Source organism: Kitasatospora sp. NPDC028055 (genome assembly GCF_040637885.1).
Taxonomy (GTDB): domain Bacteria; phylum Actinomycetota; class Actinomycetes; order Streptomycetales; family Streptomycetaceae; genus Kitasatospora.
In genome coordinates this window covers 66288-80115 of sequence record NZ_JBEZXE010000014.1, presented here as the reverse complement: position 1 = coordinate 80115, position 13828 = coordinate 66288, and the positions used below count along the sequence as shown (strand labels likewise).

At 74.8% G+C, this 13828-nt stretch carries 1 protein-coding gene; it reads right to left on the bottom strand.

Features of this window, described 5'->3' with window-relative positions; genetic code table 11:
* Positions 1 to 50: 50 nt before the first annotated feature.
* Positions 51 to 13646, bottom strand: a complete 13596-nt coding sequence (locus tag AB0F71_RS17085; protein ID WP_360234236.1) for an amino acid adenylation domain-containing protein — start codon at positions 13644 to 13646, stop codon at positions 51 to 53.
* Between the last annotated feature and the right edge of the window lie 182 nt (positions 13647 to 13828).

Genomic DNA, 13828 nt, shown 5'->3' with positions numbered 1-13828 from the left:
GGCCGCTTGGCGTGGTGGTGCGGAGGGTGTCGCGGTGTGCGGGGGGAGCCTCAGGGGCGGGTCGTGGGGTCCTGCGCGGGGGCGCGCAGGCGGTCGGCGAGCACCGGGCCGATGACCGCGAGGGCCTCCGGGCCGGTCATCGTGCCGTGGGTGCTGGGCACTTCGTGGACCTCCAGCCGGCCGCCCACGTGGGGCCGCCAGCTCTCGGGGTCGGGGGCGTCGGCCGGGCGGTCCTTCGCGGCGACGAAGACCAGTGCGTCGCCGTCGTAGCCGGGCAGCGGGGCGTCGCCGGCCAGCGCCAGGTCGGCCAGGAAGACCTCGACCACCCGGGCCACCCCGGCGCCGCTCAGCCCGGCCAGCGGGCCCGCGCCGTGCCGGACCAGCTCGGCGTAGCCCGCCTCGTCGGCGGGCCAGTCGGTGATCTCGCCGGCCTGCTGGCCGAGGGACTCCAGGATCGCGGCGAGCAGCGCCGGATCGCGGTCGTGGGAGCCGCCGGTGAACCGGGCGTACTCGTCCAGCTCCGGGTAGCCGTCCAGCACGGCGAGCAGTTCGACCCGCTCGCCCTGCTCCCGCAGCAGGGCCGCCACGGCGTGGGCGACCGGGCCGCCGAAGGACCAGCCCAGCAGGGCGTACGGGCCCTCGGGGCGGACCGCGCGCAGTTCGGCCAGGTAGCGGTGGGCCATCTCGGCCAGGCTCGCCGGGTGGCGGGAGAGGTCGGCCAGGCCGGGGGCCTGGAGGCCGTAGATCGGCTGCTCGGCGTCCAGGTGGCGCAACAGGCCGGTGTACACCCAGCTGATCCCGGCCGCCGGGTGCACGCAGAACAGCGGCGGGCGCGAGCCCCGGGTGCGGATCGGCAGCAGCACCGGGAAGTCCTCCTCGGCGGGGGCGCCGTCCCGGGCGGCGGCCAGCAGTTCGGCCAGCCCGGCGACGGTCGGTGCCCGGAACAGCGCCCGGACGCCGAGTTCGGCGCTGCCGGTCAGCTCGCGCAGCCCGGCGACCAGGCGCCCGGCCAGCAGCGAATGGCCGCCCAGCTCGAAGAAGTTGTCGTCGATGCCGACCCGCTCCAGGCCGAGCACGTCGGCGAACAGCCCGCAGAGCACCTCCTCCAGCGGGGTGCGCGGCGCCCGGCCGCCGCCCGCCCGGCCCGGCTCGGGGGCGGGCAGCGCCCGCTCGTCGAGCTTGCCGTTGGGCGTCAGCGGCAGGCGCTCCAGCGGCACCAGGGCGGCGGGCAGCATGTAGTCCGGCAGCTCGGCGGCCAGGTGGGTGCGCAGCGCGTCCAGGTCCGGCGGACCGGCGTCCGGGGCCGGCACCAGGTAGCCGACCAGGCGCTTCTCGCCCGGGGCGTCCTCGCGCACCACCACGGCGGCGGAGGCCACCTCGGGGCGGCGGCTGAGCACCGAGCCGATCTCGCCCAGCTCGATCCGGAAGCCGCGGATCTTCACCTGGGCGTCGATCCGGCCCAGGTAGTCCAGTTCGCCGGAGGCCGTCCAGCGGGCGAGGTCGCCGGTGCGGTACATCCGGGTGCCGGGGGCGCCGTACGGGTCGGCGACGAAGCGCTCGGCGGTCAGCGCCGGGCGGCCCAGGTAGCCGCGGGCCAGGCCGGCCCCGGCGACGTACAGCTCGCCGGGCACCCCGGCGGGCACCGGGCGCAGCCGGGAGTCCAGCAGGTACAGCCGCAGGTCCGGGATGCCCGCGCCGATCAGCGACCGGGACTGCCCGGCGGCCGTGGCGGCGTCCAGCGGACGGTAGGAGACGTGCACCGTGGTCTCGGTGATGCCGTACATGTTGACCAGCAGCGGCGCGTCCTCGGCGTGCCGCCGGTACCAGGGCTCCAGCCGGGCCAGGTCGAGCGCCTCGCCGCCGAACACCACCCGGCGCAGGGCGAGTCGCGCGCCCAGCTCGGGCTCCTCCTGGTCGACCTGCATCAACTGGTAGAAGGCGGACGGGGTCTGGTTGAGGAAGGTGACCCGCTCGCGCACCAGCAGCTCCAGGAACTCCCGGGGCGAACGGCTGGTGTCGAAGGGCACCACGACCAGGCGGCCGCCGTGCAGCAGCGCGCCCCACAGCTCCCAGACCGAGAAGTCGAAGGCGTAGGAGTGGAACAGCGTCCAGACGTCCTCCGGGCCCGGGGCGAACCAGTGGTCGGTGGCGGCGAACAGCCGGGCGACGTTGCGGTGCGGGATCACCACGCCCTTCGGCCGGCCGGTCGAGCCCGAGGTGTAGATGACGTACGCCGGGTGGTCCGGGCCGAGCGTGGGGGTGGGCGGCCCGGCGGGTGTCCGGGCGAGTTCGGCGGCCGTCCCCGGGGTGTCGAGCAGCAGCAACGGCAGCTGCGGGTCGGGCAGTCGCTCGGCGGCCGCGGTGGTGGTGAGCAGCAGTGCGGGGGCGGAGTCGGCCAGGGTGTAGGCGATCCGGTCGGCCGGGTAGTCCGGGTCGATCGGCACGTAGGCGCCGCCGGCCTTGAGCACCGCGAGCACGGCGACCACCAGTTCCACCGAACGGGGCAGCGCCAGCGCCACCAGGCGCTCGGGGCCGACGCCGCGGTCGGCGAGGAGCCGGGCCAGCCGGTTCGCCCGGGCGTCCAGTTCGGCGTAGTCGATCCGCTCCTCCCTGTCGACCACCGCCACGGCCTGCGGGGTCCGGGCCGCCTGGGCCGCGAACAGCTCCGGGACGGTGCGGAGTTCGGCGGCGTCCGGCCGACCGGCGGGTGCGGCGCCCGGCCGATCGGCGGGTGCGGCGCCCGGCCGATCGGCGGGTGCGCTCCAGTGGTCCAGGATCAGGGTGCGCTCGGCGGGGGCGAGGATCTCCGCCGCGTCGACCGGGCGGGCCGGGTCGGCCACCACGGCGGTCAGCAGCCGCACGAAGCGCTCGCCGATCGCCGTCACCGTGGCCGGGTCGAACAGCTCCTCGGCGAACTCGACCACCACGCCGATCCCGGCCGGGGTGGGGGCACCTCCCGGGCCGCTGGGACCAGCGGGACCGTCGGCGGCCAGCTGCTCGCTGAATCCGAAGGCCAGGTCGAACTTGGCGAGTTCGGCCGCCGAGGGCTCCACCCGGGCGGGCAGGCCGGCGAAGTCGAGGGCGGCCTCGGCCTCGGGCCCGGCGGCGAAGGTCAGCATCACCTGGAACAGCGGGTGCCGGGCCGTCGAGCGGGCCGGGTTGAGCGCCTCGACCAGCCGCTCGAAGGGCACGTCCTGGTGCTCGAAGGCCTCCAGGTTGGCCCGCCGCACCCGCTCCAGCAGCTCGTGGAAGCTCGGATCGCCGGAGAGGTCGGTGCGCAGGACGAGGGTGTTGACGAAGAAGCCGATCAGCTCGTCCAGGGCCTCGTCGGTGCGGCCCGCGACCGGGGTGCCGAGCGGGATGTCGGTGCCCGCGCCCAGCCGGCCCAGGGTGGCGGCCAGCGCGGCCTGCACCACCATGAACACGCTGGTGCGGCTCTCCCGGGCCAACTCGACGACGGCGGAGTGGAGTTCGGCCGGGAGCCGGAACTCGACGGTGTCCCCGCGGCGGGTGGGTGACAGCGGCCGCTTGCGGTCGTAGGGGAGCGCCAGTTCCTCCGGGAGCCCGGCCAGCGCCTTTTGCCAGTAGGCGAGTTGGAGGTGCTGGGCGCCGTCCGGGTCGTCCTCCGCGCCGAGCAGCTCGCGTTGCCAGAGGGCGTAGTCGGCGTACTGGACGGGCAGCGGCCGCCAGCCGGGTTCCACGCCTGCGTGGCGGGCCCGGTAGGCGGTGTCCAGGTCGCGCAGCAGCGGGCCGACGGACCAGCCGTCGCTGACGATGTGGTGCATCAGCACCAGCAGCACCTGCTCACCCTGCGGCAGGGAGAACAGCGTGGCCCGCAGCGGGAGTTCGGCGGCCAGGTCGAAGGCCTCCCGGCTCGCGGCGGCCAGCTCCGCCCGCAGCTCCGCCTCGTCGGCCACCGTGCGGGTGTGCAGGGCGGGTTCGGCGCTCGGGGCGATCAGCTGGTGCGGCCGGCCGTCGGCGCCCGGGAAGGTGGTGCGCAGCACCTCGTGCCGGGCGACCACGTCGGTCAGCGCCGCGGCCAGCGCCCTGGCGTCGAGGGTGCCGCCGATCCGGAGCACCAGCGGGGTGTTGTAGAGCGCGCTCGGGCCCTCGAACTGGTCGATGAACCACAGGCGTTGCTGGGCGTGGGAGAGCGGGACCAGCTCCGGGCGCGGCCGGGGCAGCAGCCGGGCGCGGACCGGGCCGGTGCCCTCGCCCAGGTGCCCGGCCAGGGCGGCGACGGTGGGGTGGTCGAAGAGGGCGCGGATGGGCAGTTCGACGTCCAGGGCGGTGCGGATCCGGCTGATCAGCTTGGTGGCGAGCAGGGAGTGGCCGCCGAGGTCGAAGAAGTCGTCGTCGATGCTGAGGGCGGACAGGCCGAGGGTCTCGGCGAAGAGGGCGCAGAGGGCCCGTTCGGTGGTGGTGCGGGGGGCGCGGCCCTCGGGGGTGCCGGTGTGGTCGGGGGCGGGCAGGGCGCTGCGGTCCACCTTGCCGTTGGCGGTGACCGGCAGCGCGTCCAGGGTGACGATCGCGGCCGGGACCATGTAGCCGGGCACCCGGTCGGCCAGGAAGGCCCGCAGTTCGCCGGGGGTGGCGTCGCCGGTGACGTAGGCGACCAGGCGCTTGTCCCCGGGCCGGTCCTCGCGGACCGTCGCCACCGCGTGCCCGACCGCCGGGTGGGCGGCCAGCGCCGCCTCCACCTCGGCCGGCTCGATCCGGAAGCCGCGGATCTTCACCTGGTCGTCGGCGCGGCCGAGGAACTCCAGCAGGCCGTCCGCGCTCCACCGGACGATGTCGCCGGTGCGGTACATCCTCTCGCCCTTGCCGCCGAACGGGCAGGCCACGAAGCGCTCCGAGGTCAGCCCCGGGCGGCCGACGTAGCCCCGGGCCAGGCCGTTGCCCGCGAGGTACAGCTCACCGGGCACCCCGGCGGGGACCGGCCGCAGGGCGTCGTCCAGCACGTACGCCCGGGTGTTGGCCAGCGGGCGGCCGATCGGCACCACGGCCGGGACGTCCCCGCCGGGCGTCATAGTGAAGGTGGTCTTGATGGCCGTGGTCTCCGTCGGCGCGTACACCGCGACCACGTCCGTCTCCGGGCACGCCCGGAACAGCTGCCGGACGGACTCCGGCGGCACCACGTCACCGCCGGTCCACACCTGGCGCACCCCGCGGAAGGCCTCCGGGGTCTCCTCGGCCATCAGCCGCAGCAGACCGGAGGGCGCCTGCACCAGGGTGACGGCGTGCCGGGTGATGGTCGCGGCCAGCGCGGGCAGGTCGAGCTGCCCGGGGGCGGCCAGCACGATCCGCCCACCGGTCACCAGCGGCGCCCACACCTCGGTGGTGGAGGCGTCGAAGGCGGTGGGCGAGTGCAGCAGCACGCTCTCGTGGTGGCCCTGGTGGAAGTGCGGGTTGGTGAGCAGGTCGACGACGTTGCGGTGGGTCACCGCGACGCCCTTGGGGAGGCCGGTCGAGCCCGAGGTGTACATCACGTAGAGCAGCTGACCGGGGTGGGAGCGGCGGCCGGCGGGGGCGGTCCGGGCGGCGGCGGACGTGTCGGTGGCGTCGAGGGCGGTGATGTCGAGGGCGGTGACTCCGGTGCCGCTGTTGAGGACCGGGTGCGCGCGGTGCGCCGGGTCGACCAGGACGAGCTGCGCCCGGGTGTCGGCGAGGATGTGCCGCATCCGGTCCAGCGGGTAGCGGGCGTCCAGCGGGACGTACGTGCCGCCCGCCTTGGTGACCGCCAGGATCGCCGTCACCAGCTCGGCCGAGCGGTCCATCAGGATCGCGACCGGCTCCTCCACCGCCAGCCCGCGGGCCAGCAGCACGGAGGCCAGGGCGCCCGCCCGGGCGTCGAGTTCGGCGTAGCTCAGCCGCTCGGTGTCGGACACCACGGCCACCGCGTCGGGGGTGGCGGCCGCCCTGGCCTCGAACAGCTCGGACAGGGTGCTGTCGGCGATCGGGACGGCGGTGTCGTTCCAGCCGGTGAGCAGCTGCTCGCGCTCGGCCGGGTCGAGGATCTCGATGGTGCCGATCGGCGCGTCCGGGTCGGTGGCGGCGGCGTCCAGGATGCGCAGCAGCCGTTCGGCGAGGGTCACGACGGTGGCGTGGTCGAAGAGGTCCGCCGCGTACTCCACGGCCGCGGCCACGCCGAGCGGGGTGCCGTCCTCGGCGTGCTGCTCGGTGAAGTTGAAGTTCAGGTCGAAGTGCGCCTGGGACTCGCCCGCGCCCTCCAGCGCCCCGCTCACCCCGCCCAGGGTGAGTACGGGGACCGGGTCGCTGCTCACGGTGAGGACGGTCTGGAAGAGCGGGTGGCGGGCCGGGGTGCGGGTGGGGTTGAGCTGCTCGACCAGGCGCTCGAAGGGGATGTCCTGGTGGTCGAAGGCGTCCAGGTCGGTGCGGCGGACGCGGTCGAGGAGTTCGCGGAAGCCGGGGTCGCCGGTGGTGTCGGTGCGCAGGACGAGGGTGTTGACGAAGAAGCCGACCAGGTCGTCGAGGGCTTCGTCGGTGCGTCCGGCGACCGGGGTGCCGAGTGGGAGGTCGGTGCCGGCGCCGAGGCGGGTGTAGAGGGTGGCGACGGCGGCCTGCAGGACCATGAACAGGCTGGCCCGGTTGGCCGTGGCCAACTCGGCGAGCCGCCGGTGCAGTTCGGCGTCCAGCCGGTACTCCACCGTCCCGGCGCGGTGGCTCGGAGCGGCCGGTCGCGGCCGGTCGTACGGGAGCGCCAGTTCCTCCGGCAGCTCGGCCAGGGCCTGCTTCCAGTGGGCGAGTTGGGTGTGCTGGGCGCTGGTCGGGTCGTCCTCGGTGCCGAGCAGGCCGCGCTGCCAGAGGGTGTAGTCGGCGTACTGGACGGGCAGCGGCCGCCAGTCGGGTTCCGCGCCTGCGTGGCGGGCCCGGTAGGCGGTGTCCAGGTCGCGCAGCAGCGGGCCGACGGACCAGCCGTCGCTGGCGATGTGGTGCAGCAGGACGACCAGGGCGTGCCGTTCGGCGTTCAGCGAGAACAGCGAGACCCGGATCGGCAGGTCCTCGGCGAGGCGGAACACCTCGCCGGTGGCCTCGGCCACGGCGGCGCGCAGCTCCGTCTCGTCGGCCACCGTGCGGGTGCGCAGGGCGGGTTCGGCGTTCGCGGCGATCAGCTGGTGCGGTCGGCCGTCGGTGGCCGGGAAGGTGGTGCGCAGCACCTCGTGCCGGGCGACCACGTCGGCCAGGGCCCCGGCCAGGGCCTCGGTGTCGATGGCGCCGCTGAGGTGGGCGACGAACGGGGTGTTGTAGAGGGCGCTCGGGCCCTCGAACTGGTCGATGAACCACAGGCGTTGCTGGGCGGGGGAGAGCGGCACCAGTTCGGGCCTGGCCTGCGGGCGCAGCGCCGGGCGGGCCGGGGCGTCGACGGCGGGCAGGGTGGCGGCCAGGGCGGCGACGGTGGGGTGGTCGAAGAGGGTGCGGATGGGGAGTTCGACGTCCAGGGCGGTGCGGATCCGGCTGACCAGTCTGGTGGCGAGGAGGGAGTGGCCGCCGAGGTCGAAGAAGTCGTCGTCGATGCTGAGGGCGGGCAGGCCGAGGGTTTCGGCGAAGAGGGTGCAGAGGGTGTGTTCGGTGCCGGTGCGGGGGGCGCGTCCTTCGGGGGTGCCGGTGTGGTCGGGGGCGGGCAGGGCGCGGCGGTCGACCTTGCCGTTGGGGGTGACGGGGAACGCGTCGAGGACGAGGACGGCGGTCGGGACCATGTAGCCGGGGAGGCGCTCGCCTGCGAAGGCGCGCAGCTCGCCGGGGGTGGCCTCGCCGGTGACGTAGACGACCAGGCGCTTGTCGCCGGGCTGGTCCTCGCGGACCAGGGCGAGGGTCTGTCCGACGGCGGGGTGGGCGGCGAACGCGGCCTCGACCTCGCCGAGTTCGATCCGGAAGCCGCGGATCTTCACCTGGTCGTCCGCGCGGCCGAGGAACTCCAGCACACCCTCGGCGGTGCGGCGGGCGAGGTCGCCGGTGCGGTACATCCGGGTGCCGGGGGCGCCGTACGGGTCGGCGACGAAGCGCTCGGCGGTCAGGCCCGGGCGGCCGACGTAGCCGCGGGCCAGGCCGGCTCCGGCGACGTACAGCTCGCCGGGGACGCCGACCGGGACGGGGCGCAGACCGTCGTCCAGCACGTAGGCCCGGGTGTTGGGCAGCGGGCGGCCGATCGGGACAGTGGCGGGGACCTCGGCCGGGGTGGCCATGCGGTGGTGGGTGGCGAAGGTGGTGGTCTCGGTGGGGCCGTAGCCGTCGACCACGGTCAGGCCGGGGCAGGCGGTCATGACGCGGCGGACGGCGGCGGGGGCGACCACGTCGCCACCGGTCCAGACCTCGCGCAGCCCGGCGAAGAGGCGCGGCGACTCGGTGGCCATGACGTTGAACAGTCCGGCGGTGAGCCAGGCGGCGGTGACGCCGCCGCGTTCGATGGTGTCGGTGAGTTCGGTGACGCCGAGGCGTCCGGCGGGGGCGAGGACGAGACGGGCGCCGGAGAGGAGTGGGGCCCAGAGTTCGTAGGTGGAGGCGTCGAAGGCGGTGGGCGAGTGGACCAGCACGCGGTCGTGGGCGCCGCCCGCGAAGGTGCCGCCGAGGGCGAGGTCGACGATCGAGCGGTGGGTGACGCCGATGCCCTTGGGGGTGCCGGTGGAGCCGGAGGTGTGCATCACGTAGGCCAACTGCTCGCCGGTGATCGTGAGGTGGAGGTTGGTAGCGGTCTGCTCGCCGACCGTGAGGGTGGTCAGTCCGGTCAGGGCGGCGTGGTCGCGGTCGGTGACGGCGATCCGGGCGCCCGCGTCGGCGAGCACGGCCGTGAGGCGCTCGTGCGGCTGGGCGTCGTCCAGCGGGACGTAGCTGCCGCCGGCCTTGAGCACCGCGAGCAGGGCGATGACCAGGGCGGGGGAGCGTTCCAGCAGCAGGGCGACGGGGGTCTCGGTGCCGACGCCCGCCTCGACCAGGTGCAGGGCCAGGCCGTTGGCGCGGGCGTTGAGTTCGGCGTACGTCAGCTCGGTGGAGCCCGCGACCAGGGCGATCGCCTCGGGCGTCGCGGCGGCCTGGGCCTCGAACAGCTCGGGGACCGTGCCCGAGGGCAGTTCGGCCACCGGCCCGTGCCAGCCGGTCAGCAGCTGCTCGCGCTCGGCCGGGTCGAGGATCTCGATGGTGCCGATCGGCGCGTCGGGGTCGGTGACGACGGCGTGGAGGACGCGCAGCAGGCGCTCGGCGAGGGTGGCGACGGTGGCGTGGTCGAAGAGGTCGGCCGCGTACTCGATCGCGCCGGAGAGGCCGCCGGGGCCGTTCGGGCCGCTCGGTCCGTTCGCTCCGTCCTTTGTGTTCGGTCCGCTCAGCTCGGCGAAGCCGAAGGAGAGGTCGAACTTGGCCACGTTGAGGTCGAACTCCAGCTCACCGCAGGGGAGATCGCCGAAGGACTGCGGCGCCTTCGCCTGGTTCTCCAGGGCGATGAGCGTCTGGAAGAGCGGGTGGCGGGCCGGGGTGCGGGTGGGGTTGAGCTGTTCGACCAGGCGCTCGAAGGGCACGTCCTGGTGCTCGAAGGCGCTGAGGTCGGACTGCCGGACCCGGTCGAGGAGTTCACGGAAGCCGGGGTTGCCGGAGGTGTCGGTGCGCAGCAGCAGGGTGTTGACGAAGAAGCCGACCAGGTCGTTGAGCGCTTCGTCGGTGCGTCCGGCGACGGGGGTGCCGAGCGGGAGGTCGGTGCCGGCGCCGAGGCGGGTGTAGAGGGTGGCGACGGCGGCCTGCAGGACCATGAACAGGCTGGCCCGGTTGGCGGTGGCCAACTCGACCAGCCGCTGGTGTAGTTCGGCTCCGACGGTGAACTCGGCCAGTTCGCCCTGGTGGCTCGGTGCGGCCGGGCGCGGCCGGTCGTAGGGGAGGGCCAGTTCCTCCGGCAGGTCGGCCAGGGACTCCTGCCAGAAGGCGAGTTGCTGCCCGAGCAGGCTGTCCTTGTCCTCCTCGTCGCCGAGGAGTTCGCGCTGCCAGAGGGTGTAGTCGGCGTACTGGACGGGCAGCGGCTCCCACTGCGGCGCGCCTCCCTGGCAGCGGGCCCGGTAGGCCTCGCCCAGGTCGCGGAAGAGCGGGGCGACGGACCAGCCGTCGCTGGCGATGTGGTGCAGCAGGAGCAGCAGCACGTGCCGTTCGCCGGGGAGCGAGAACAGCGTTGCCCGGAGCGGAAGTTCGGTGGCGAGGTCGAAGGCGTGCGAGTTCGCCCGGTCCAGCAGCCCGGCCAGCTCGGTCTCGTCGGCGACGGCGGTGACGGTCAGGGCGGGCTCGACGGAGTCGGCGACCAGCTGGTGGGGCTGCCCGTCGGCGACGGGGAAGAGGGTGCGCAGCACCTCGTGCCGGGCCAGCAGGTCGTGCAGGGCGGCGGTCAGCGCCCCGGTGTCGACCGGGCCGGTGAGCCGGAGGGCGAAGGGGGTGTTGTAGAGGGCGCTCGGGCCCTGGAACTGGTCGATGAACCACAGGCGTTGCTGGGCGTAGGAGAGCGGCACCAGCTCCGGGCGGGTGCGCGCCGTCAGCCCGGCCCGCACCGGGGTGGCGGACTCGCCGAGGTGCTGGGCCAGGGCGGCGATGGTGGGGTGGTCGAAGAGGGTGCGCAGCGGGAGCTCGGTGCCGAGGGCGGTGCGGATGCGGCCGGCGAGCCTGGTGGCGAGCAGGGAGTGCCCGCCGAGGTCGAAGAAGTTGTCGTCGATGCTCGGTTCGGCGGTTCCGAGCACCTCGGCGAAGAGCGCGCACAGGGTCTGCTCGGTGGCGTTGCGGGCCGCCCGGCCGGGGGTGGCGGCGGCGTAGTCGGGGGCGGGCAGGGCGCGCCGGTCGACCTTGCCGTTGGAGTTGACCGGCAGGGCGGCCAGCGGCACGACGGCGGCGGGGACCATGTAGCCGGGCAGCCGGTCGGCGACGAAGGCGCGCAGCTCGTCGAGCGGGGCGTCGCCGGTGACGTAGGCGACCAGGCGCTTGTCGCCGGGCTGGTCCTGGCGGACCGTCGCGAAGGCCTGCCGGACGGCCGGGTGGGCGGCGAACGCCGCCTCCACCTCGGCGAGTTCGATCCGGAAGCCGCGGACCTTGACCTGGTCGTCCGTTCGACCGGCGAACTCCAGTTCGCCTGTGCTGGTCCAGCGGGCGAGGTCGCCGGTGCGGTACATCCGGGTGCCGGGGGCGCCGTACGGGTCGGCGACGAAGCGCTCGGCGGTGAGGGCCGGGCGGCCGACGTAGCCGCGGGCCAGGCCGGGCCCGGCGAGGTAGAGCTCGCCGGGGACGCCGACCGGGACGGGCCGCAGGGCCTCGTCGAGGACGTACGCCCTGGTGTTGGGCAGCGGGCGGCCGATCGGCACCACGGCGGCCGGCACCTCCTCGGGGGAGGTCATCGCGCGGCGGGTGGCGAACGTGGTGGTCTCGGTCGGGCCGTAGACGTTGACCACCCGCAGGCCGGGGCAGGTCTCCAGGACGCGCCGCATGGCCGTCGGCGAGGCGATGTCCCCGCCGGTCCAGACCTCGCGCAGCCCGGCGAAGAGGCGCGGCGACTCGGTGGCCAGCACGTTGAACAGGCCGACGGTGATGAAGGCCCCGGAGACCTGCTGCCGGCCGAGCAGGTCGCCGAGTTCGGCGATCCCGAGCCGCCCGGGCGGGGCGATGACGAGACGGCCGCCGGAGAGCAGCGGCGCCCAGAACTCGTAGGTGGAGGCGTCGAAGGCGGTGGGGGAGTGCACCGCGACCCGGGCGAGGTGCTCCCCGGTGAAGGCCCCGCCGAGGGCGAGGTCGACGATCGAGCGGTGGGTGACGCCGATGCCCTTGGGCTTTCCGGTGGAGCCGGAGGTGTGCATCACGTAGGCCAACTGCTCGCTGGTAACGCCGAGTTCGAGGTTCTCCGCGGTCTGCTCGCCGACCGTGAGCGTGGTCAGCCCGGCCAGCGCCGGGTGGTCGCGGTCGGTGACGGCGATCCGGGCGCCCGCGTCGGCGAGCACGGCCGCCAGGCGCTCGTGCGGCTGGGCGTCGTCCAGCGGGACGTAGCTGCCGCCGGCCTTGAGCACCGCGAGCAGGGCGATGGCCAGGGCGGGCGAGCGTTCCAGCAGCAGGGCGACGGGGGTCTCGGCGACGACGCCCGCCTCGACCAGGCGCAGGGCCAGGCCGTTGGCCCGGGCGTTGAGTTCGGCGTACGTCAGCTCGGTGGAGCCCGCGACCAGGGCGATCGCCCCGGGCGTCGCGGCGGCCTGGGCCTCGAACAGCTCGGGGACGGTACCCGAGGGCAGCTCGGCCACCGGCCCGTGCCAGCCGGTCAGCAGCTGCTCGCGCTCGGCCGGGTCGAGGATCTCGATGCTGCCGATCGGTGCCTCGGGGTCGGCGGCGGCCGCCCGCAGGACCCGGGTGAGGCGCTCGCCGAGGGTGGCGGCGGTGGTGTGGTCGAAGAGGTCCGCCGCGTACTCGACCGCGCCGGTCAGGCCGTTGGCGACGCCCTGTGCGTCGTGCTGCTCGACGAAGGCGAAGGACAGGTCGAACTTGGCGAGGTGCTGGTCGAGGACGTGCTCCCGGCAGTCGAGCCCGGCGAAGTCGGCGGGGAGGTCCTCGTCGCTGTCCAGCGTCAGCATGGTCTGGAACAGCGGGTGTCGGGCCGGGACGCGGGCCGGGTTGAGCTGCTCGACCAGGCGCTCGAAGGGGATGTCCTGGTGGTCGAAGGCGTCCAGGTCGAGGCGGCGGACGCGCGCCAGCAGCTCGCGGAAGCTGGGGTCGCCGGAGGTGTCGGTGCGCAGGACGAGGGTGTTGACGAAGAAGCCGACCAGGTCGTCCAGGCCCTCGTCGGTGCGCCCGGCCACCGCGGTGCCCAGCGGGAGGTCGGTGCCGGCGCCGAGCCGGGTGTAGAGGGTGGCGACGGCGGCTTGCAGGACCATGAACAGGCTGGCCCGTTCCGCGGCCGCCAACTCGGCCAGGTCCGCGTACAGTTCGGCGTCCAGGGCGAGCTTGGCGGCGCCGCCGAGCCGGGTGGGCGAGCTCGGGCGCGGCCGGTCGTAGGGGAGGGCCAGTTCCTCCGGGGCCTCGGCCAGGGTGCGCTGCCAGTGGGCGAGTTGGGTGGCGAGCACGCTCTCCGGGTCGTCCTCCTCGCCGAGGAGTTCGCGCTGCCAGAGGGTGTAGTCGGCGTACTGGACGGGCAGCGGCTCCCACTGCGGCGCGCTGCCGGCCCGGCGGGCCCGGTAGGCGGTGTCCAGGTCACGGAAGAGCGGGGGGACGGACCAGCCGTCGCTGGCGATGTGGTGCATCAGCACCAGCAGCACGTGCTCATCGGCGGAGAGCGAGAACAGCGTGCAGCGGATGGGCAGTTCGGTCGCGAGGTCGAAGACGTGCTTGGCCGCCGCGGCCAGCCGGGCGGTCAGCTCGGTCTCGTCGGCGACCGGGACGGCGGCCACCTCGACGGCGGCGACGGCGGGGCTCCGCGGCTCGGCGATCGACTGCTGCGGGCGGCCGTCGACGGCGGGGAAGGTGGTGCGCAGCACCTCGTGCCGGGCGAGCACGTCACGCAGCGCGAGGGTGAGGACGGCGGCGTCGAGCCCACCGGTCAGCCGGACGGCGAACGGGGTGTTGTAGAGCGCGCTCGGACCCTCCAGCTGCTCGATGAACCACAGCCGCTGCTGCGCGAACGACAACGGGATCACGGTCTGCCTCCGACGGATGACGTGCTGAGTGGGGACTGGGCGGTGGGCCACCGGGGGACGGCCGGTGGCCCCGCCCGAGCTGCGACGAGCGGTGAGCTGCGTGGACCTGCGCGGACCGGTGAGGATCCGCGAGGACCGGGGAGGACCTGCGCGGACCGGTGAGGATCCGCGCAGGGCCGGGG